Annotated in this window: 20 protein-coding genes; 8 read left to right on the plus strand and 12 right to left on the minus strand. The window is 62.4% G+C overall.

The window, feature by feature from the left end:
- The first annotated feature begins 74 nt into the window (after positions 1-74).
- The 3 genes from E3T41_RS11060 (at position 75) to E3T41_RS11070 (ending at position 3,519) form a co-directional block, all read left to right on the plus strand.
- Entirely contained in the window at positions 75-341 is a 267-nt protein-coding gene (locus E3T41_RS11060; RefSeq protein ID WP_241991133.1) for an AlpA family transcriptional regulator, read from the plus strand.
- Positions 342-513: 172 nt separating this feature from the next.
- Entirely contained in the window at positions 514-1,539 is a 1,026-nt protein-coding gene (locus E3T41_RS11065; protein ID WP_241991134.1) for a site-specific integrase, read from the plus strand.
- Between the two features lie 354 nt (positions 1,540-1,893).
- Positions 1,894-3,519, plus strand: coding sequence for a DUF6119 family protein (locus E3T41_RS11070; RefSeq protein ID WP_134478573.1), 1,626 nt, complete (start codon positions 1,894-1,896; stop codon positions 3,517-3,519).
- A gap of 100 nt (positions 3,520-3,619) precedes the next feature.
- Here E3T41_RS11070 and E3T41_RS11075 read toward each other — a convergent pair whose 3' ends face one another.
- The 3 genes from E3T41_RS11075 to E3T41_RS11085 all read right to left on the minus strand — a co-directional run bounded on the left by E3T41_RS11075 (position 3,620) and on the right by E3T41_RS11085 (position 6,738).
- Positions 3,620-5,476 (minus strand): leucine-rich repeat domain-containing protein, encoded by a 1,857-nt coding sequence (locus tag E3T41_RS11075; protein ID WP_134478575.1) that lies wholly within the window; start codon positions 5,474-5,476, stop codon positions 3,620-3,622.
- A gap of 289 nt (positions 5,477-5,765) precedes the next feature.
- Complete coding sequence (locus E3T41_RS11080; RefSeq protein WP_241991135.1) at positions 5,766-6,308, minus strand: DUF4913 domain-containing protein; 543 nt, start codon at positions 6,306-6,308, stop codon at positions 5,766-5,768.
- A gap of 7 nt (positions 6,309-6,315) precedes the next feature.
- Positions 6,316-6,738, minus strand: a complete 423-nt coding sequence (locus tag E3T41_RS11085) for a single-stranded DNA-binding protein (protein WP_134478577.1) — start codon at positions 6,736-6,738, stop codon at positions 6,316-6,318.
- A 331-nt stretch (positions 6,739-7,069) separates the two neighbouring features.
- Between E3T41_RS11085 and E3T41_RS11090 the strand changes: the two genes are divergently transcribed.
- Positions 7,070-7,876 (plus strand): hypothetical protein, encoded by an 807-nt coding sequence (locus tag E3T41_RS11090; RefSeq protein WP_134478579.1) that lies wholly within the window; start codon positions 7,070-7,072, stop codon positions 7,874-7,876.
- A 107-nt stretch (positions 7,877-7,983) separates the two neighbouring features.
- On the opposite strand, the gene E3T41_RS11095 is transcribed toward E3T41_RS11090, so the two are convergent.
- The 3 genes from E3T41_RS11095 to E3T41_RS11105 form a co-directional block, all read right to left on the minus strand.
- The gene (locus E3T41_RS11095) at positions 7,984-9,789 is read right to left on the minus strand and encodes a TraM recognition domain-containing protein (RefSeq protein ID WP_134478581.1); all 1,806 of its coding nucleotides are present in this window, start codon (positions 9,787-9,789) and stop codon (positions 7,984-7,986) included.
- 167 nt (positions 9,790-9,956) lie between these two features.
- Positions 9,957-11,420: an ATP-binding protein gene (locus tag E3T41_RS11100; RefSeq protein WP_134478643.1), complete on the minus strand. Its 1,464-nt coding sequence runs from the start codon at positions 11,418-11,420 to the stop codon at positions 9,957-9,959.
- 23 nt (positions 11,421-11,443) lie between these two features.
- On the minus strand, positions 11,444-11,845 hold the full coding sequence (locus E3T41_RS11105; protein WP_134478583.1) for a hypothetical protein: 402 nt from the start codon (positions 11,843-11,845) through the stop codon (positions 11,444-11,446).
- A 145-nt stretch (positions 11,846-11,990) separates the two neighbouring features.
- On the opposite strand from E3T41_RS11105, the gene E3T41_RS11110 reads away from it, so the two are divergent.
- The 3 genes from E3T41_RS11110 (at position 11,991) to E3T41_RS11120 (ending at position 13,568) form a co-directional block, all read left to right on the plus strand.
- Positions 11,991-12,302, plus strand: a complete 312-nt coding sequence (locus E3T41_RS11110; protein WP_134478585.1) for a hypothetical protein — start codon at positions 11,991-11,993, stop codon at positions 12,300-12,302.
- A 229-nt stretch (positions 12,303-12,531) separates the two neighbouring features.
- Positions 12,532-12,885, plus strand: coding sequence for a helix-turn-helix transcriptional regulator (locus E3T41_RS11115; protein WP_134478587.1), 354 nt, complete (start codon positions 12,532-12,534; stop codon positions 12,883-12,885).
- Positions 12,886-12,905: 20 nt separating this feature from the next.
- Positions 12,906-13,568 (plus strand): cation transporter, encoded by a 663-nt coding sequence (locus tag E3T41_RS11120; protein ID WP_134478589.1) that lies wholly within the window; start codon positions 12,906-12,908, stop codon positions 13,566-13,568.
- Between the two features lie 6 nt (positions 13,569-13,574).
- On the opposite strand, the gene E3T41_RS11125 is transcribed toward E3T41_RS11120, so the two are convergent.
- The 3 genes from E3T41_RS11125 to E3T41_RS11135 are packed head-to-tail and all read right to left on the minus strand — an operon-like array spanning position 13,575 to position 16,702.
- Complete coding sequence (locus E3T41_RS11125) at positions 13,575-15,038, minus strand: SCO6880 family protein (protein WP_134478591.1); 1,464 nt, start codon at positions 15,036-15,038, stop codon at positions 13,575-13,577.
- 2 nt (positions 15,039-15,040) lie between these two features.
- On the minus strand, positions 15,041-16,408 hold the full coding sequence (locus E3T41_RS11130; RefSeq protein WP_174775297.1) for a conjugal transfer protein TrbL: 1,368 nt from the start codon (positions 16,406-16,408) through the stop codon (positions 15,041-15,043).
- Between the two features lie 24 nt (positions 16,409-16,432).
- Positions 16,433-16,702, minus strand: a complete 270-nt coding sequence (locus E3T41_RS11135; protein WP_134478593.1) for a DUF6112 family protein — start codon at positions 16,700-16,702, stop codon at positions 16,433-16,435.
- Between the two features lie 561 nt (positions 16,703-17,263).
- Here E3T41_RS11135 and E3T41_RS11140 point away from each other — a divergent pair.
- Positions 17,264-17,917 carry a hypothetical protein gene (locus tag E3T41_RS11140; RefSeq protein ID WP_134478595.1) on the plus strand — a complete coding sequence of 218 codons (654 nt, stop codon included), beginning with the start codon at positions 17,264-17,266 and terminating at the stop codon, positions 17,915-17,917.
- Between the two features lie 152 nt (positions 17,918-18,069).
- Here E3T41_RS11140 and E3T41_RS11145 read toward each other — a convergent pair whose 3' ends face one another.
- The 3 genes from E3T41_RS11145 to E3T41_RS11155 form a co-directional block, all read right to left on the minus strand.
- Complete coding sequence (locus E3T41_RS11145) at positions 18,070-18,603, minus strand: hypothetical protein (protein ID WP_134478597.1); 534 nt, start codon at positions 18,601-18,603, stop codon at positions 18,070-18,072.
- Between the two features lie 228 nt (positions 18,604-18,831).
- Positions 18,832-19,053 carry a DUF6112 family protein gene (locus E3T41_RS11150; RefSeq protein WP_134478599.1) on the minus strand — a complete coding sequence of 74 codons (222 nt, stop codon included), beginning with the start codon at positions 19,051-19,053 and terminating at the stop codon, positions 18,832-18,834.
- A 45-nt stretch (positions 19,054-19,098) separates the two neighbouring features.
- Positions 19,099-20,214 (minus strand): M23 family metallopeptidase, encoded by a 1,116-nt coding sequence (locus E3T41_RS11155; protein WP_134478601.1) that lies wholly within the window; start codon positions 20,212-20,214, stop codon positions 19,099-19,101.
- Between the last annotated feature and the right edge of the window lies 1 nt (position 20,215).

Genomic DNA, 20,215 nt, shown 5'->3' on the forward strand with positions numbered 1-20,215 from the left:
CGAACAGGCCCGAAACAGGCTCTGTGACCAGAAACGGACCAATAACCCCCTTCTGTAGTGGGTTAGGCGCTCTGTTGCCCGGGCAGATACGGGCTCGTCGCGGCATAGCCGGGCTGCTCACGGCAATAGCCGCGCACCTATTGCGTATGGACGCGACGACGCAAATCACTCCGACGTTTCTCACCCAGCGCGAGCTTTCCGAGCTGCTGCGAATGCCCGAGCGCACGCTCGAGGACTGGCGCCTGATGCAGACCGGGCCGCCCTATATCAAGCTCGGCCGGCTCGTGCGGTACGACGTGCAGGACGTGTTCACCTGGGTGCGTGAGCACCGACATGGTTAGACCGCAGATCCTGGCTGGCGAGCTGGGTAGCATCGCGATTGATGTCCTGCCGAGCGGGAGGTACCGAGCTCGTGCATCCACTCGCGACGATAGCGGTCGCCTTCACCGCATCGGGGTCACGGCCGAAAGCGAAGATGAGACACGGGCCGAAGTCCACCGACAGGCTCGAGCGATGGCGACTGGCGGTGCCGGAGACCTCTCACCGTCGAGCACGATCGCCGACGCGGTAGAGCTCTGGCTGTCACAGGTGCTCACCCGTGCCAAGGCCGGCAGCCTGTCGTACTCGACCTACGAATCGTACGAGACGACCGCCCGTGTGATTATCGTGCCGCGGGGCGGGGGAGTGCGGCTCAAGCATCTGACCGTCGGTCGCTGCGATCGCATCCTCCAGCGAATCCTGGAGGAAGAAACGATCTCGAAAGCCCGTCGAGCGCGTGCAGTGCTTAGTCTCGTGTGTGGCTATGCCGTGCGAGACGACGCCCTTATGCAGAACCCCGTACGCGATGTACAACGCCTGCCGATGTCACCGCGCAAGGAATCCGCCCTCACGCCCGCGCAAATCACTGCCATTCGCGGGCGCATGCAGGTGTGGCGGCTTACACGCGACGACGGACCGCGCCCAAACTACCGTGCACTTATCGACGGCATGGACATCATGATCGGCACTTCACTGCGCGTCGGTGAGTGCATCGGTCTGCGCCGCTGTGATGTCGACATGACGACCCTGCCGCCCACCGTCCTGGTCAGCGGCACTATCGTCAGTACCAAGGCGCAGGGAACGCACCGCAAGAACTCTCCCAAGCGGTCTCGGCAACGGCGGAGCATCGCTTTGCCGTCGATGGCCGGGGCTGCGGTGCGGCGACGGCTGGCGCTTGCTGAGGCGAATCCGGAGGCGTTCTTGTTCCCCACCAAGACCGGTCGTTCGTTGAGCGTGAGCAACTATGAGCGCCTGCTGCGCGCATTCGTCGAAGATGAGCGCTCTCAGCTGGTCGAGATGGGCGTCGACGTGGACGAGTACACGACGCACATCTATCGGCGCACGGCAGCGACGCTGATCGAGCGTGCAGCCGGGATCACGCTGGCGTCTCGACTTCTCGGCCACGCAAACGAGCAAACCACGCGAAACAGCTACGTGGTCACGGCCGACATGGTCGACCCAGTGACGGCGGAGATTCTCGATGAAGTGCTCGGCGGTTGACTGGAACGACTGTCTGACAGTCTGGTCGCGGGGCATGCGGACTTGGCTGAGGAGTAGGGAGTACGACGCAGGGAGCAGGGAGCAGGGGAAGCAGGGGAAGCGGGGAAGCGGGTGATCGTCTTGCTTCCCGAGCCCTATTCGAGCTGGTCCATCCGATCTGAGCGTTACACATATTAAACAGACGTCGCACAGTTTGCGGGTAATCACCGGCGCATCAAAGCGACTGCGCACCGTGCCTATGGGGAAAGCGGGTCGTTGAACAGCCAGAGTACTCTAATGGGCATGGACAAAAAAGGTGGAAAATTCTGCATCTGTTTTCCGATGAAGGTGTTCGGAATGTTCGGGCGCTAATATATGGCACACGCACTGATTGGGGATCTCGTGGCGACAAGCCGTCTGACTATTTACTTATTGCGAGATGTACAGGAACCCGACGACGCTATTGGGTCTGGTAAGTCACCGAGTATTGCTCCGTTAGATCCTGCCTCCAATATTTCAGGGAAATTTTACTTCACTTCTCGGCCGGCCACTGCGCCAGCCTGGGCGACCTATGTAAATCCCATTTTATCAACTCCGTTATCGACTGTCTTTTCGTCGTCTGCTTCGGGGTTGCTCATTCTAAAATCCGGCGGTAGGTTCTTCGCCTTCACTTTCGGATATGGGCGCGGTTTCCTGGATCCCACAAAAATCGAACATCAGTTTGGGCTGCGAGTTGCTCTGAATCGGATAGACGCGAGCCAGATTCGCAGCATGGACACAAAGACATTCGAGGATATGGTCGTCACTCGCAGCACGCAGGCAAGTAAGAGCACCGATCTTCCCACATTTGGTCTTGACGTATCACGTGACATCCTTCGCGCGGTTACGGGCGAGCCTCGCAACACGAAGATGGCAAAAAGGCTATCTGGATCGGATGCCTTGGTTATCAGCTCTGACTTACCGCCTAAAGACCTACCGTCACTGTGTGTCGAGCTTCTCGCGGCGTTCAAGGAATCAACTTACAAGACTGATTTCGCGTGGATTGATCACCTGGCACTTATTAGCGACAAGACCACAATTGACGCCTTGGATTTTCTCGTTGAACAGCAATTAGTTGTCGGGGATACCTCCAACAGTCACATGGCGATGCCAGAGGTCATCGATTGGGCTGATGTCGATGCCTTCACTATCGGGGGAACTCGTAAGGAGGAGTACGATGACTTAGATCTTGACGACTATCTAGTCAGATTGGGTTCAGCAACAGCCGATATAACGATCAGCCGGTTGAAGGGTCGTCACGTATCGGTCCGATTCTCGCGTTCTAGCGACTTTGATAGTCGTTGGACGGTATATCAGTGTCTGATCACAGAACAACGCCTGAAATCGAAGCTACACGTACTGATCGAAGGACGCTGGTTTGCCGTAAGTGATTCCTTGGTATCCCAAGTTGACGACTTTGCAAATGGCCTGCCGCGGTCAACTACCGGGCTCATCAGCTCGTTTGTGGGCGAAGTTGAGGCAGAATACAACGATCGTTTGGCGCAATCAGCTCCCCAAGACCTCCTTCTGCTGGACGCAAAGATAAAGCGTCCGGGAGGCGCCGCGAGTGGGATCGAGCTTTGCGATGTTCTGGCGTCAACCGGTGAATTCATCCATGTCAAGAGAAAATCGCGGTCCTCAACATTGAGCCATTTGTTTGCTCAGGGAACGATCTCGGCGACGACATTTTTGGGTGACGGGTTCTTCCGCGACGAGATCAGGAAGATGATTGTTTCGGATACAAACGAACCTGAGACTACGGCTTGGCTGGAACTGGTCCCGGAGGCGAATGCTAAAGTGGAAAGAGCGAAATACTCTGCGTCATTTGTGGTCATCGCTAACTCAACAAAGTCCGGGACTGACTGGCTGCCATTCTTCAGCAAACTCAATCTGATGCAGAACGGGAAACAGCTCATCAATCTTGGATTTCGTGTCTCGATCTCGCGGGTTGACGCGCAGTAGGAGGTATTGCCTGCCGGGTTCATGTATATATCCAAATTCGATATACCCGTGCCTGTAATTTCCGGGACGGATCTCGTTTAGTAGCGTCTCAGCACGCGACTCAATCGCGATGCAGGGATAACCCGCTGAGATACCCTGTAACGTCGGAATCGATCAGTTGGACAGACAAACTCGAGATATACAGGTCAGCCAGGTGTGTGAGGCCAATCAGCGGTCTCAAGGTCTTGACGGACATTCGGGAAAGCCTGAGGGATCGCAGACCTGTGAGTGACGCCAACGGGCTTAAGTCCGACACGGGTAAATCCCCCATCGAGAGTTCGGTGAGCTTGGTGAGGGCCGCCATAGTCCCCAGATCGATGTCATTCCAACCGCGGAAACCGTAAAGCCTTAGTACGGTGAGGCTGGCGAGGTCGCTGATCGGCCGCAAATCCCAGATCTGGAACCACCCGAGGGAAAGGGTCCTTAAGCTGGTCAGATTTGCGAGAGGTTTCAAATCAGTTACGGAGCAGCTCTCCAAGATAAGGGTAGAAAGACGGGTGTGGTTCCGCAGCGCATCTAGGTCCCGAATGCTGCACTGTGCAAGGCGGAGCGTCGCGAGGCCCGTGAGCTCGGCCAGCGGACTCCAATCCACCACTCCCTCAAGGTTTGTTACTGAGAGTTCTTGTAAACGGAATAGCCCACGCATCGAATTGACTTCTCGTACATGGGGAAGGCTTGTCAGGGTAAGGGTAGTCAGCCTATTTAGTCCAGCGATTGGGCCAACATCCGAAACCTCCCGTAAGTCGGACAGGGTAAGCGTTGACAGGCGCGAGAGTCCGGAGAGTGGCCCAAGGTCGCGGACGTTGACCAGACCCTCGACGGCGAGAGTGCAAAGGTTCGTGAGCCCGGCGAGCGGGCTCAAATTTTCTACGCCATGGAGACCGCCTGAGCCTCCGAGCTTGAGGGTCTTCAGGCTGGTCACGTCGGAGAGCGGTTCCAAACCCGAAAGCTGGTCCATCGCTCCCATAGTGAGGTCCTCCAGTCGATGGAGTTCGCGAAGTGGACCCAATTCGTACACACCAATGCTCCAAAGCTCGAGGGTTCTGAGCCCAGGGAGCCTCGCCAGGAGTTCCAAATCCGTCAGGGCCTCCATCGCCCATAAAATAAGGGACGTTACCGACGGAAGTCTTGGCAAAGTCGGTAACGCCGTCTCGTTTAGACCGCACAACTTGAGGTTTGTGAGCAGCGTGAGGCTGGATAGCGAGCTGAGGTCTAGGACGCTGTCAAGATATCCAAGTGTCAGACTCGTTAGCGCAGTGAGGCCGCGTAGCGGACCCAAATCTGCTACGTGCCTCAGGCTCGCCTCGCTACCGAGATCGAGACTACGGAGGTTGACTGCGTGCTGGAGACCTTCGAGATCCTTGAGTTCGTAGCAATTGATGGCGAGCGGCAGGGTAAGACTTGCCATTTGTTGAGCGTTAATGACACCGCGCTCGGACTCCGAGAGGTTTAGGGCATTCCATACGATTTCAGCGAATAGTGGATCTTTGACAACGCCGTACCGAAATGGCCCTGCGTCTCTCTCCCTTACTCTCTGCTCAAATTCCTGTTTAACTTGGGCTTCGCGCGTTTCTGCTTCGGCGATCAGGTCTAGCTCACGACATCGGGCCTTCAGTCGAAGATTCGCGTTGCTTTCCTCGGCAACTTGTAATTGTTGACTGCGCTCAGCTTCGCGCCGTTTGCTCTCCGTGCGCCTGCTGACCGCGAAAGAGACAATCGTCGTGACCACCGCAACAAACATAAATCGGCTAATGGCAGTTGCGATGCTAGTGCCGCCGTTTGCTTCGCGCGCATCAAACAATTGGTAGCTGAAGAGCAGCGATACGACGAATGCGGCTACGCCAGCCAATAAAGTCACAATTCCGCCCCCGCCGTTACGAACGATGGAGCGTTCACCCGCCCCGCGCATGTCAGTCACTGTGACCGACGCATCTCGGGAATCGTACCGTCCCGTCGATCAAAATCACGAGTTTCGGTACAGTGCTGGCCTCTATGTGGTCCGGTCGGCACGAGAAGCGTTGCACGTGACTGCAATTGCTCTTCATAGGAAAACGAAGCCTCTCAATCACCGACACATAGATTTATGAGATGGAGTCTCGCGTGATTCTTTCCCGGGTATGGCGTGTGTTGTCGCGTCGACCGAACGCCGACGATGCGTCCACTAGATCCCGGCAGGCGTATCTGTATTCATGGCCAGTCAGCGAGACCTAGAGTACTGCTTCAGCTTCGCGCCGCTCAGCAACATCATCGACGACGAATTGCACGAAGTCCTCATCACGTTCACCAATGACCACGTCTTCGACCGCGTCGGCGGGCGATTCCCCTGGCCACGCAGTCTGCCGCGTAGGCCGGTCGCGCTCCAGCCGCGTACCAGAGACCGCGACCCAGTCGCGGAGCCGCTGGCGGGCATCCGCAAAATCGCGGTGCCAGCCGAGCGGGGCTGAGCCGTGCTGGTCGGGGTCGTAGGCACCGAGCCAGTGCAGGTGCAGGGCGGACAGCTCCCAGACGAGCTCGGGGTGCCGATGCCAGAACGGCGGCACAACGGATGCCGGCAACCCGTAAGTGCGTCGCAGCCAATTCACCCACCGGTTGAGTTCGATCCACTCGGCCTCTGCGTCGTCGGCGCTGAGCAGGTTCCAGTTGATCGGATGCGGTGGCTCCGCCATGTGTGCGTCGAGGTCGTCCAAGGAGGCCTCCCGGAAGGCATCGTCGTGATCGCCGGACGCCCATTCGACGAGTGACTCCGACATTGCTGGTTCACCGCCTGGATCCGGTGTGAGCAGCTTCCGCCTCGTGCTCGACCTCGATGTCCGAAGCTGTGCGATGGGTGCGGTCGACCTGATAGGTGGTGCGTGCGAGGTCGTGGCCGATCTTCTTGGCGACGAACTCGTCGCGTTGGATGGTTTCGCCGTCGCGTTCGACCTGGAAGGTGCGCACGTACCCTTCGGCGACAAAACTGTCGCCTTTGGCGAAGCGGGTAAGAGCCCGTTCGGCGGTGGCTCGGTAGGCGACGAGGTCATGGAATGTCGGCTCCAGTGCGGTGAAATTGCCGCTGTTTTCGCGGAGGAAGTGGGGCTGGCCGATGCGCGCGTAGAAGCGGGTGTCGCCGTTCTCTGTGACCGACTGCTGAGGGTCGGAAGCGATGAAACCGGACAGCGATTGCTGGGTGTGAAATGCCATGGGACTTGACCTCCTGTGATTTGGCGGCGGACCGTCGTGATCCGCATTCACCAGAAGGTACGCCGAGCGCTCCATGGTGATCGCGCTAAACTCTGCCGGGTGGTCGGCCCGTGGACAGGTCTAACGTCCCTAGGTCGGATTCCGAGCTGTGTCGGTTTGGAGTCATTGTCGGTTAGATCACCATAGAGAAGCACTTGATGAGATGGCAGTCGCGTCCGGAAGCTGGCTCGCAGGGTGACAGGACTACGCCTACTGGACGCGGCAAGAAGGGCCCCGTTACCTGCCACACTTGAAAGCACAGTGCGTGTTCGATTCCGGCTAGGGGGCAGAGTTGACTGAAGGTATTGTCGGGGTTGTGATCACTGTCTCGGTGGCCATCAGTGTTTACGTAGCGGGCGAGGTGATCAGTAGCCGGCGTCAGCGTGTGGAGCGCAGGCGTGTAGTGCTTGAAACCTGGCTTGAGGCCATCGCTGCATGGCACTATGAAGCCAAGAAACTCAAGGGAGTGCCGGCCAATACGGATTTGGATCGCATCAGCGAGGATTCAATCCAGCTGAGCTTCCATTCGAATGATCGTTGGGTCGCGGGGTGGCTCAGCTTGCATCTGGATGCGCTGAAACGGGGAGCCGAACATCATCCGCAAGGCACTATGGACCAGTTGGACTACACCGTCAGTTACATCGGGCGCTGGCTAATTGCATGGCACAAAGGCACCGTTCGGTCGTCTGATTTTGCACCGCAGACTATGCTCGGCACGGCTGGGTGGGGAGGGGCGGCTGGCGAGTCCGAAAAGTATTCTCAAGCGGTCGAGCGCGGTTTCCAGAAATATGTTGAAGTGTTCCGTATGCGACTACGGGATCAGCTTGTACTGGTCCTCCTATGTTCAGGGGAATATGGCGACGAAATGGTTCGAGCACTTTCCCCACGTCAATTCGCCTTGTGGGAGCTAACACCGCCGCGTCGCCTTCAACTCTTGAGGGAAGGATTTTTCGGACGTCTACTAGCCCCCGGACTTATGAGTTCGAAATCACACCTGGTCGAAAGGTACCTCAAGCTTTGGGAGACAGTCAGACAGAATCTGATTCGGTGGCTGCATTCGAGTAAAGATGTCTGGCCGCCCGGCTCATACGACGGCTAGGTGCAGTAAAGGCTTAGACCGCTGTGATCTCCTATCGTCATGTCGATCCTTGCACCGACGACGATGAGGGCCGGGCTCCGTTGAGCAGGCTCCGACGCCAGAGTCCGTCATTCCGGCTCCATGTGGGTATGTTCCACCGGACGGGTTAGGACCGGCGCCCGCATCATCCCCTCGATTTCCTCGCGGTTCGCGCGCAGCGCCTTCGCGTCGGGGCGGGCGGTCCACAACTGCAGGCTGGCGATGATCGGCGGCGCCGCGCGGAGCATGATCAGTCCGGTGCCGAAGGGCAGGGTGCGGATCGTGTCGGGCGGCATGATCGGGACCCGGCGGATGGAGCGCTGCGATGAGCGTGAACCGCGGTCGCCGATGGTCGTCGAGTCCGTGGTTTCGTCGCGGTCGCCGATCAGGGTGGAGAGATCATGCAGGTCCCGAGAGTTGGATCCACCGCCGAGCACGATCTTGACGATCGATGAGTCCCAGATGGTGCTGGCAGCGTTGTCGCTCCACTTCGTGCGTGCCTGAGCGAGCGACTGCAGCACGGGCATGCTTGTGATTCCGGTGCCGCCGCCCTCCGCCATTAGCGTGGGAAGCGAGGGGAGTGGCGCTAGGTTGCCGATCTCGTCGAGCGCGAGCAGCAGGGGCGGGTCGAGCCGTGCACCGGCGCTTCGGGCGGCGATGCGGCGAGCGGTCTCGACGAGGTCCTCGACGAAAGCCGACACCAGAGCGGCCGAGTTGTTCGAGCCCGCGCCGGTGGCGAGCAGGTAGAGGGTGCCGTTGCTGCGTAGGAACCCCTCGGGGTCGAACCCCTCGCCCTCTGGCGGAGAGACGGCATCCAACACGCGTGGGTCAGCCAAGGCGCCCAATGACAGAGAGACGCCCTGCCAGATTGAGTCGCGCGTGCGTGGGTCAGCCTCGAGCGTGGCCCTCAGGGAGTCACCCCAGCCGGTGGCCGCCGCGGGAGAAGTCAGCAGGATCGAGACGGCGTCGTGGGCTGCGGCCGGGTCGAGGGTCCAGCGAAAGAGCTCAGCCGGCGAGCAGTGGTCGAGCGCTGCCGCGTGCAGCATTGATTGCAGGACTGTACGGGTTTTCGCTTCCCAGAATCCGCCGCCGTCAACGCCGCCCGCGGCTAACCCGGTTCCTGCAGCTAGACCGGCCGCACGGATCATCGCCGTGAGCGGGTCCTCGCAGCCGCGAATCGGCGACCACCGCAGGCCCACGGGCACGCCCGCCGCCAGCTGCTGCGGATCGAATACCGCCACCGGACCGATGCGTTGCCGCGCGCGCAACGTAGTCGTGAGGTTATCGGGGCGGGTAGAGGTGGTCACGACCGGGCCCGGCGCATCGAGGATGGCATTGATCACTATGTGCGCTCCCTTGCCAGAGCGCGGCGGCCCGATGACCAGGATTGAGTCCTCGACGCTGGCCCAGACCGCGGTGTTGCGCGATCGCCCGATTCGATAACCAACATCGCTCGGGCTGGCCTTCACGAGCGACGGTCGAAGGTGCGCCGCGCGCTTCATGATGGCCGAATGCGACGCGGCGCGAGCAACCTCGGCCCGGGTCGCGATGCCAGCGATGCGGTAGGGGGCGGTCTTTGTTACGACGCCCCGGAACATGCGCCACAACGCAAACGCCAGAGCGGATGCCAGCCCCACCAGCAAGATCGTCATCACCCAATATGCGACCGGGTTCAGGTCCGGTGCCCGCAGCGCTACGGCCGGGTTGCCTGGGTCGAGGAGCACGGCGAGTCCGGTTTCCGGCCCGCCAGCGGGTTGTGTGATGCCAGTTGCCCAGGCAGCGACGGCCCCCGAGCCGCGAAGCAGTAGGGCCAACACTGCCGCACCGATAAGGAGTTCAATGCCGAAGTTGGTCAGCTCGTCGCCGAGGTCGGTCTGCGGTCGCTGAGTGGTCATCCGCTTAACCGTTCAGATTCGGGTCTATGCGGCTCGTGGAAGAGCGAGAGACGTTTCGCTCGTCGGAGAAACAGACTGACACTGCGCTGTACTCGGAAAGCGCTGCGAGCGTCATTCGCGCCTCTCGTTCCATGACCAGGCCTCCTTAATCAATACAAGGTGCGCAGCTATTGCCCGGAGGTCATCCGCGCCGTCGTGTCAAACGCCGCAAGCTCGTCAGGATGCAGCTGGTGCTGCACGACGAAGCTGCGATCCTTGATGCGCCAGAGGCCTTGGCCGGTACCGAGGGCGGGGAGCAGTTTCTGTTCGGTTCGGCTGAGGCCGAGAGCGGATGCTGTGGATCCGAGCTGGTCCGGTTCCTGCCGGTAGACGATGCGCGTCTCGGCGTTCGCCAGCAGCGAGGACGCCAATGCCCGCATGGCGGAGCCAGAGTCGCCGACGTTATCGAGGTCGCTGAGCTTGTGGAAGATCAGCATGTTGGCGATGCCGAAGTGGCGGGCGAGCCGCCACTGGGCATCCATTCGGCGCAGCAGCGCAGGATACGCCATGAGCCGCCAGGCCTCGTCGTAGATGACCCAGCGTTGGCCGCCGGCCGGGTCGGCGAGGGCGGATTCCATCCACGCCGACGAGCAGGTCATCAGCACCGAGATGAGCGTCGAGTTCTCGGCCACCCGCGACAGGTCGAGCGACACCATCGGCAGCGACGGGTCGAAGCGCACGGTCGACGGCCCGTCGAAGAGCCCGGCGAGGTCGCCGGCCACCAGCCGGCGCAGCGCATGGCCGACCAGGCGTCCGTCCGCGGCGAGGCGGCCCTCGTCGTCCTCGGGGTTGGGGGAGAGGATGCGATCGACCACCATCGGCAGGATCGGCACCTCGGCCCTCCGCACCGCATCCGCTAGGGCGAGGTCAATGGCCGTGTGCTCGAGCGGGCTAAGTGGACGATCGAGCACGGTTTCGGCGAGGGCACCGATCAGGTCGCGGCGCCGGGCGGCCAGCTGCGCCGACCATTCGGCGTCCGAAACGGATGCGGCCCGGTGTCCTTCGTCGAGCGGGTTCAGCCGGTTGCGGAGTCCGTGGCCGAGGATGATTGCCTTGCCGCCGACGGCTTCGGCGACGGCGGTGTGCTCGCCTTTAGGGTCGCCCGGCACGTAGACGCGTCGGCCGAAGGGGAGTGAGCGGGTGTAGAGCGACTTTGCGAGCGAGGATTTACCGGAGCCGACGATGCCGGCCAGCACGATGTTTGGAGCAGTGATCAGGCCACGTTGATAGAGCACCCACGGGTCGTAGACGAAGGAGCCGCCCGAGTAGAGGTCCTGCCCGACAAAGACGCCGGCGGAGCCGAGTCCGGCCTCGGCGAGGAACGGGTAGTGGCCCGACAACGTCGCCGTGGTGTCCTGATGCTTGGGTAGTTTCAGCCGGCTGGCCGTTCGCAATTGCGCGGGACCGGCCTCGCCGGCCTTGGGCAGGTAGGCGCCTGATCGCGCTTCGTCGCGCTCGGCGTGCCAGCGTGTGCGCGCGGCGACAGTCTTGGCCTTCTGCGCATCCGCTTCGATCTTCGCTGCCGCTCGTCGGCGGGCGCGACGGTCGCGGCGCAACTCGCCGCGCGGCTCGACCAGCGCGGCCGTGTGCATCCGCTCGGTCACATCGTTGTCTTTCACAGCGTGACCGTGCGCTCGGCCAGGCGCGTCGACCGCGGGGCGGCCCAGATGTCGTCTTGACGGGAAGCGTTCCGGGCCGGCTTCAATTCAGGTTCAAGCGGATACCAGCGCAACAGTGAAACGTACCGATAGGTCCTGCTGTAGGTCAGCGCATATGGCGAGCCATCATGCTCGATGATGTGGTCGGTCCGGCCGGCCGGGATGCGGTCGTGGACGTACCCGTTCTCGAGGGCGGCGTCGGTCGTGGCATCGCCGAGATCCCGTGGCTGCAGGTAGTCGAAGGCAGCGGATGCTCCGCTTCGGTCGATCAGGCCGAGCACTGCGTCGGCCTCAGTTCCTTGTAGGAAGGCGACACTGATCCATCGAGATGTGCGGTCCCTGGTTTCGTACCCGGCCATGCTTCGCTCCAATCACGTATTTGCTTCGCATTGAAGGTGCGCGGGGCGCTGCGCGGCCTGACGCCGCGGTGACAGAATTGGTTGAACGACGTCGGTCGGTCGAACGATAGGAACGCGGTTGGCCGAAAGTACAGGGAGAAAAATCATGGCGACAATCGAGCTGCTTCATGTCGCCGACTGCCCGAACTCGGAAAAAGCCCTTGTCCGCCTGCGGCGAGCGGTCGAGAACACAATGCCCTCGAGCACACCGATCAAATCCACCCTGATCGATTCCGCCGCGACGGCCGCACGACTGCCCTTTGCCGGATCGCCGACCATCCTCGTCGACGGAGTCGATCTCTTCCCCACGGATGGCCGCACCAGCGATCTCGCCTGCCGGATCTATCTCACCCCGCACGGCCTGGCCGGATCTCCGACCCAGCAACAAATCGAAGCAGCGCTCGCGCCTCATGGATAGTGCCTTTTAGCTCACCTGCTCGTCTTGCGGTCGCATCTATTCGCGCCGCAGGTTGCACGTCCTCAGCGACAACGTCTACATCTGCCGCCGATGCGGACTGTGGGTCGTACTCCGGCTGCGGACCGATCCAATTGGGCACCATCAGCACTAGGAAATGGCGCTGCATAAGCGCGAGACCCGCACGTACCGGCCGGTGGTGATTAGTCAGCTCCTACTGTAATGTCAGTGCATGCTGACTATTGCCTCGCGGGTGGACGTGATGAACCGATTGGGCCGAGCGATGGCCGATTCCACCAGGTCTCGAATCCTGCTCTCCCTTCTCGATGGCCCGGGATATCCGGGTACGTTGGCACGCGAGCTGGAGCTGTCGCGGTCGAACGTGTCCAACCACTTGTCCTGCCTGAGAGGCTGCGGAATCGTGGCCGCCGTTCCGGAAGGACGCTCGACTCGGTATGAGATCGTGGATCCCCACCTGACGAAGGCGCTAACAGCCCTGATGGATGTGGTGCTCGCGGTCGACGACGGTCTCGGCTGCGTCGATGACGCCTGCGACCTGCCGCTCTGTTGCGGGACCGACGCATGAGCCCTCCCGCTCACGCCCGAATGGTTAAGATCCAGCCTGACCGAACCCAGGTTCTCCGTCGCCGGATTCGGTGGATCGTCGCGGCGACCATTGCCTACAACGTCATCGAAGCGATCATTGCGATCGCGGCCGGGAGTGTAGCGTCCTCAGCGGCCCTCATCGGTTTTGGCCTCGACTCTATCGTTGAGGTGCTCTCCGCGACCGCGGTGGCGTGGCAGTTTGCAGCCCCCGATCCAGAGAAGCGGGAAAAGACCGCGCTGCGAGTCATTGCGTGGGCGTTCTTCGCCCTCGCCGCTTACGTGACGGTCGATGCGGGGTTGTCCTTATTTGGTGTTCGGGAGGCAGAACACAGCGCGGTCGGCATTGTGCTCGCCGCGGTCAGTCTTCTAGTCATGCCCTTTCTGAGCTTCGCCGAACGTCGCGCCGGCCGAGAGCTGGGCTCAGCCTCGGCGGTCGCTGACTCGAAACAAACCCTGATCTGCTCCTATCTCTCCGCAGCCCTGCTAGTCGGGCTGCTGCTGAATACCCTTTTCGGTTGGGCGTGGGCAGACTCGGTCGCAGCCCTCGTGATCGTGGTCTTTGCCGTTAGGGAAGGCCTCGACGCGTGGCGCGGCGACGCCTGCAAAGTGCCAGTGGCTGCTCTGACCGGGGAACGCGACGTTGAGCACGAAGACTGCTGCTGAACTAAGTCACACACTCCGGCACAACGGCAGCGCCGCCGCCGTAAACGCTTGCGCCTGCTGTCCCACGAGCCGCCGCGTCTCGCATGACGCCTGAATCGCGGCCTGCTCGATCGAGGCCACCGCGGCGTCGAGCTCGTCGACGGTCGGCGCGGTCACGCAGATGAGTCCAGTGGTGCGCAGCACGCCGTGGCCGGCGGTGAGATCGGCTTCCTGGTGCAGGAGGTCGTCGTATTCGGCGGTGGCGCTGGCATCCTCTATTTGGCCGATGCGGGTGCGTTGGTGGGCGTCGCTGATTAGCTCGGTCTTTTTCTTGCGCAGGTCGCGGGCCGCCTGGTCGGCGCGAACGGGCAGGTAGTGCAGCGACACCGTGCGCAGGATGCCGTTCGTGAAGACCAACGGCGACAGGAACCCGGGGAACACCTGCGACCTGGGCCATTCGCTGATCCACAGCACCGCGTGAAACGCGCTGTCGCTGCGGAGGTGATCCCAGCTCTCGGCAACCGCGACCGGGCCGGCGGTGGTGAGTGACCGCCCGACCAGAGGATGCCGCTCCAGATCGATACCGACGGCAGGGTCGTAGGCCGTTCGCAGTATGACCGCCAGCTCGTCTGCGGTGAGCCAGCCGCCGACCGTGAGATCCGCCGCGCGCAGTGCCCCGGTGAGGGCCGTCATTTCCTGCCGCAGCACCGTCGCCGCACCGCGCATGCCACCGCCCTGCGTGCGCACCTGCCGAGACGCCGCACTCAAATCGAGTGAGAGGGCAATCGTGGTGGCATGGCGTTCCCCGGCGGGTCCGGCCCGCTCGATCAGGTCACGGTAGGTGGTGGCGGCCCAGCTGTCGTCGTTGATGCCATGCCGCTCCCACCACTCTGTCAGGCCGGTGCCCGAGTCGGGCAGCGTGCGTTCCGTCACCTGCAGCCGCGCGATTCGCCCCGACCGGCAGGCCCCGGCCAGTACCCGGCCCCAACCCACCACGCGCCGATGCTGCTCGTCCGGGTCGAGCAGCGCGAAGGCCGGGTGCGACACCGTCACGACCGCGGTCAGGGTCTTCGCGTGCGGGTCATGGATCATGACCGCTCCCGATTCAGGATCGTTCCATTCGCGCAACGCGGCCGCGTCGCCCGGAAGCGACAGCGTTCCCACCGGGCGCGGGCGGATGATGCGGCGCCGGTAGGTCAGCTGCTCATGCCCCGACCGCCACGCCCACCGGGTGACGACGGGCATCCACTCGACGATCTTGCGCCCGCCGACCGGAATGCCGGCGATCACCGCTGCGATGCCCCAGAGGGGGCTGGTCCAGGCGACACCGGAGGCGCCTGCCGTGTAAAGAGCGGCGACGATGGTGAGCGTGCCGATCGACAGCGCCACCAGTTGCGGCACCGACAGGCCCAGCAGCACGCCTCGCTTGGTCAGTCGCGAGAACTGCACCGGGGGGAGGCGGTAGTCGGGTCGGTTCGCGTCGGTGTCCATGGCTACGCGTCCTTGACCTTTCGTCTGGCTGGCAGATCTTGCGGTGAAGCGGATGCGGGTGGTCGCCTGGGCTTGGACGCCGGCGCGCTCGGGGCGCTGGCGTTGCCGGCGGACTGGGTGTGGGCATCCGCTGTTTGGCCGACGGCGCTGCCGATCTTCGGGCCGGCTTTGGCTGTGGCGCTGACGACGGCAGTTCCGGCCGCGACTCCCGCGGTGGCCACGCCGGCGCTAGCCCCAGCTGCTGCGCCGCCCGCTCCGGCGCTCGAGCCGGCACCGGCACCAGCGCTCGAAGATGCGCCAGTACCCGAGCTACCAGCTGCCGAGGACGTGGGACCCGGTCCGCCGCTGCTGGACGGTGCCGTTGATGCAGGGCCAGACTGCGTCGCTCGACCGCTGCCGCCCGGGCCCAGAACTTTCTGCGCGCTACTCATCATTGGTGCGCTCGGCACTGGCACGGGCCGGTTCAGCGCCGACTTTGCTTCCTGCTCGCTGGACATGGCGTGGTACATGTCCAGGCCCACGAAGTTGAGGAACTTGTAGGTGATGTAGGGCGCGAAGGCGGCGATGAACATCAGCACGATGCCGGCGATGGGGTCGCTGACGGAGGCCAGATCCGCATCGATCGGAGCCGAGACCTGCGCGACGGCCACCAGAAAGATCACGACGAGCACGAGCTTGGAGAGGATGAGCGCAAGCACGAATGCGACCCACTTGGAGAACCAGCCTTTGGCGGCATCCCAGGTAGCGCCGGCAAGAGCGATCGGTCCGAAGACGATCGCCACCAGAAGCAGGGCTTTGCGGATGAGGAGGGAGAACCAGACGATGGCCGCGCCGCTGATGGCGAGGCCGGCGAGGAAGATCGTGAGGATGGCGCCGACGCCGGGTGCGCCGGGGCTGATCGCGGTGAGGCCGACGGCGAGGAGCGCGATGCGGTGGCCCATGCCTTCCATGGTGTTGCCGCTGGCCTGCACGATGCCGATGGAGAGCTGGTCGGTGATTTCGAGAAGGAGGCCGGTGATGGTGATGATGACGAAGGATCCGAGCACCGATTTGGCGACGCCGATCGCGGCGCGGGAGAGCGCGGTCGGGTCGCGGTGCACGAGACCAGTGATGAGTTGCAGGCAGAAGAAGATCAGCGTGACGAAGACGGCGACGCCGAAGAGCACGTTGTAGACGTCGATGTAAGTCGGGTCGGTAAGGTCGACGAGGGTGGTCGTGTCGAAAGCGGCCCAGACGGATTCGAAGAGCCAGGCGGCGGTGGAGCCCATCGCGCCGGCGAGCCAGTCGAACGGGGCGGCAACGACAGCGGATGCGGCGTCGCCGACGCCGGTGCAGACATCCGCTACGACCGGCACATCGCACACGCTCATCGGTTGCCCCGCCTGGATCTCAGTTCAGACGGACTGGCCGACGTTCCAGAAGAAGTTGACGAGGGTGACGGCGGCACCGCAGATGATCGCGGCGCCGCAGGCCACCATCACGCCGGTCTTGCCGCGGGAGGCGAGGTGCGGGTTGGACGAGTTGGCGCCGAATCCCCAGACGATCGCCGCGACAATGAGGGCGAGCACGCTCAGGACAAGGCCGATGGTCATGACAGCGCCGACGATGACGCGCAACTGTTCGATGCCGGGAAGTCCCGTGCCGTTCGGAGTAATGTCAACCACAATCAGCTCCCTCAGTCGGTTGATGGGTACGACATGCAGGAGCGCACTGTATCCCCGCCCAGAACGCTCCCGCTGTCTCGTAACCCATGGGTTGCGAGTGACCGGGATTGTCGAATGGATGTTGGGTATTACGCAGCTGAGCTGGGGTGTGGGATTGGCGCGATCACACCGTCGCGACGGCCGAATAGAAATGCCCACGGAGCCGGCCTTTCTACCGGTGGTCGTGTCGTGGGGACGAGCGCAAGGCAGCGCAGGTCTACCCGTCCTGCTGTGTCTGGTTTCTCGTTCTGGTGCGGGTGGAAATCGGTGCGGCTCTTGATTCGGGGCCCGATACCGAGCGATAACGATGATGGCGCCCAGCGCCTCCTTTGTCGCGTTTTGCGGAGGCGCAGGTGTCAGTGGGGCATGGTTGACTTCGATATGAGCGTGAATGGTCGACGCGAGCGACCCGGTCTGCCACAGTGGTCAAATGAACTCCGACGCCGCTTGGTATCCGAATCGCGGGGTGGAAGGCGCAGTTAAAAGCATCAGCGCTGCGCGTGCTTGGGGACGAGACCCGTCGTGAACGTCGATGACTACGTGAGCGAGAGTGGGCGAGGGCCGTATCAGGCCTGGAATGTCCCCGACCTGGTCCCACTAGGCACGCAGCCCGTCAAGCTTCTCCTCGTTCTGGAGTCGCCTCACCGAGACGAGCTGAAGGCTGTGACGCCAGTCGCGGGTGGCGCCGGAACATCCGCGCTCGGGTACCTGCTGCAAGCGCCGACGAAGGGCGACAGCCTGGGGGCTTATATCCGCAGGAAACACGACGCGGGGGATTATCGGGTTGCGATTGTGAACGTCTCAACCGTCCCGCTGCAGATGAAGGCCTTCGGCACGGGGTCAAGGCCAGGACTCTCGGCGCACGACTGGGACGTCGTCAGACGGGTACGGACGTCGACGGTGAGGTCGGTGACAGGGACGACGTGCGCCGAGGCGAACCAAGCGGGAGATGTCCTTCTTCGCGTGCTGCAGGCGAAGGTGGACGCACTGACCTTGGACGCTGATTGCGTAGTCGCGCCGTGTGGGGTATTCGCACAGCGCTTCATCCGGGAACTTCGCCGGCTGCCGGTCGCCGCGCCCCTCAAGGTCGTGCACCCGGCGCGAAATCAATGGCCCAACGGTGGGAACCATCCGAATCTGCTCGCTCTACGAGAACTCTTCGCCCTGAACACGTAGGGCTCATACTGCGGACGGCCTCGCAAGTGTTCTACAGTCGCTGAACGCGCTGAATGCACCTACGCAGAACGATGGTTAAGAGACTCGTCAATCGAGCCTATTTCAGCGAGCGGCATGTTCTCGCTGCGATTGTATCCGCCCCGTTGATGCGCCTATTGGGGCCAGTTGGAGTCGTAGGTGTCGGCGTCCATGCCATAGATCCGCATGATTTCCCGTTCGCCGCGGGTGTACGAGTAGTACCTCTGCGGGTCGTAGTGGCCGGTGATCGGGTAATAGGCGCCGCCACTGCCGCTGCCTCCGGAATCGTCGTCGTCGAAGTCGTCGCGATCGAGTCGTTCGAGGAGCTTCCGCGTTTGCTCCTTGTTGATACGCGCGATGAACTCGGCGATAGCTTCCTGCTTCGCGTTGGCCGCCCACTTGAATTCGTACCATATAGCGACCGCGATCGTAGGGCCGACCACAACGATCAAGACGATGACGGCGTGGGCGTTGGTGAACCAGTCGGTGTAGATGATGCCGAGGATGCCTAGTCCAGTGGCGACGAGAATGCTAAGCACGACCAGGCAAATCAGCTTTGTTGACGGGTCATCGGGTCTGTGTCCGAGCTGGCCTCGCTGGAGCTCTGCGAGTTTTTGGTAGTCGCGTTCTGAGAGGCGGCTCTCATCGATGCTCTGGGGTTTCGGCATTTGACCTCCGTTGCAGGGCTGACGGTTAGAACAATCGCTTGACTGTGCACGATACCCTGCCGCCGAGGCCGCCGGTAGATGTCGGATCTGCGAAATCCCACGACGGGTGTCAGACCGATGCTGCGGCCCACTGCTTGCGTGACTGTACTCAACGTTACGTATGAAACACCGCTGGCGACGAAATCCCGAGGATCCTCGGCTTCTCGTGCATAGCGTGGAAGTTGCCTGTCACAGGGTCGAGCCGACGCCGAGCAGAAAGTTGACCCAGGCAACGCCGGCGCCAGCGAGGGCCGCTGCACCGAAGGCGACCCAGAGCCCAAGCCAGGCGCGAGTCGCGGTGTGAAAGTTACCGTGCGCCGAGGCGAGAGCCCACGTCACCCCGCTGACGATCATCATGAGCACGGCGATGATGAGCACGTACGTCAGCAGCGCACCGACGATGCTCTTCAGCTCTGAAGCGCCGCCGACGGCACCGAAGTGGGGAAGACGTCCATTTCACGCCACCGGGCATCCGCTGGTCGCTTCGGTCAAGTCGGCGGCGCCATGGGCGGTGAGCCAATCCACCGCGTTGATGGCAGGTTCGCTCGCCCCGCCGGGGTGAATCTCGAGATGCAGGTGCGGCCCGGTCGACTTGCCTGCGGACCCGACGTCACCGATGTGCTGGCCGGCGACCACGCTGTCGCTGGCCGCAACATGCATGCCCTGCTCGTACATGTGCGCGTAGTGCGAGGTGACCCGCTCGCCGCCGACCGTGTGCTCGATAGTGATCAGCCCACCGTAGGTTCCACGTTGCCCGGCGAAACTCACGACACCGTCGGCGACCGCGAGGATCGGCGTGCCCAACGGCGCGGCGAGATCGCTGCCCGCGTGAAACCGCCGCTCGCCCGTGTACGGATCGATGCGCCACCCGAAGCTGTCGGTGTTCGTGTACGAGCCAGCGGGCAGCGGAAACACGACCCGCGATGACTCGACAACGCTTGAGGAACGAGTGAGCGCGACCAGAATCGCTTCCGCGACCGGTTCATAGTTCGCGAACCGATCCGGATAGGCGCTGACCTCAACTGCTTGCGCCGCCGCGCCAGGATCGAGCATCTGCCAGCCGGTGACATCGAGCAAACCGCGTGGCGCTCCGGCGTTGGGCCCCGACACCCCACCGAAGAACGCCCGCGCCTGGTAGGACGGGTCCATCAACTCAGCAACCGTTCCCCAGCCCGACGAAGGCCGCATCTGAAACAGTCCCAGCGAGTCATGATCAGAGCTGTCACCGTCGTGAGGGTACGAAGCAGATTCCGGATACGCACTGATGTTCGCCAAGAGCCGCAGCGTCGACTCCGCGAGCGCGGCTATCAAAGCCACGATCACTCCCGCGCGCCCGACGTCGGCCGTCTGCCCGCCCACAGTGATGATCGTCGCCGCGTGGGTCAGCTGTTCTCGCTCCAAAGTGACCGATCGGCCATCCATAGTCTGGGCAGTGAGCGAGTCAGGAATCGTCCCGACGACCAGCGATCCGCACGAGCTCGCGACCGTGGTCACCAGCGCGGCCACGCCCACCAGTCCGCCCAAAGGGCATGCGAGCATCAGCACCACGACAAGTCCGATGAGCTTCTTCATT

Origin of the sequence: Cryobacterium sp. Hh38 (genome assembly GCF_004403235.1) — a bacterium.
GTDB lineage: Bacteria > Actinomycetota > Actinomycetes > Actinomycetales > Microbacteriaceae > Cryobacterium > Cryobacterium levicorallinum.

What these genes read in the sequence shown, in the direction of transcription:
- E3T41_RS11130 (WP_174775297.1), bottom strand. Translation starts at nt 16,408, where the DNA reads ATGAGCGTGTGCGATGTGCCGGTCGTAGCGGATGTCTGCACCGGCGTC.
- E3T41_RS11070 (WP_134478573.1), top strand. Translation starts at nt 1,894, where the DNA reads ATGGCACACGCACTGATTGGGGATCTCGTGGCGACAAGCCGTCTGACT.
- E3T41_RS11115 (WP_134478587.1), top strand. Translation starts at nt 12,532, where the DNA reads ATGCTGACTATTGCCTCGCGGGTGGACGTGATGAACCGATTGGGCCGA.
- E3T41_RS11125 (WP_134478591.1), bottom strand. Translation starts at nt 15,038, where the DNA reads ATGGACACCGACGCGAACCGACCCGACTACCGCCTCCCCCCGGTGCAG.
- E3T41_RS11120 (WP_134478589.1), top strand. Translation starts at nt 12,906, where the DNA reads ATGGTTAAGATCCAGCCTGACCGAACCCAGGTTCTCCGTCGCCGGATT.
- E3T41_RS11095 (WP_134478581.1), bottom strand. Translation starts at nt 9,789, where the DNA reads ATGACCACTCAGCGACCGCAGACCGACCTCGGCGACGAGCTGACCAAC.
- E3T41_RS11155 (WP_134478601.1), bottom strand. Translation starts at nt 20,214, where the DNA reads ATGAAGAAGCTCATCGGACTTGTCGTGGTGCTGATGCTCGCATGCCCT.
- E3T41_RS11145 (WP_134478597.1), bottom strand. Translation starts at nt 18,603, where the DNA reads ATGCCGAAACCCCAGAGCATCGATGAGAGCCGCCTCTCAGAACGCGAC.
- E3T41_RS11100 (WP_134478643.1), bottom strand. Translation starts at nt 11,420, where the DNA reads ATGCACACGGCCGCGCTGGTCGAGCCGCGCGGCGAGTTGCGCCGCGAC.
- E3T41_RS11110 (WP_134478585.1), top strand. Translation starts at nt 11,991, where the DNA reads ATGGCGACAATCGAGCTGCTTCATGTCGCCGACTGCCCGAACTCGGAA.
- E3T41_RS11105 (WP_134478583.1), bottom strand. Translation starts at nt 11,845, where the DNA reads ATGGCCGGGTACGAAACCAGGGACCGCACATCTCGATGGATCAGTGTC.
- E3T41_RS11065 (WP_241991134.1), top strand. Translation starts at nt 514, where the DNA reads ATGGCGACTGGCGGTGCCGGAGACCTCTCACCGTCGAGCACGATCGCC.
- E3T41_RS11085 (WP_134478577.1), bottom strand. Translation starts at nt 6,738, where the DNA reads ATGGCATTTCACACCCAGCAATCGCTGTCCGGTTTCATCGCTTCCGAC.
- E3T41_RS11080 (WP_241991135.1), bottom strand. Translation starts at nt 6,308, where the DNA reads ATGTCGGAGTCACTCGTCGAATGGGCGTCCGGCGATCACGACGATGCC.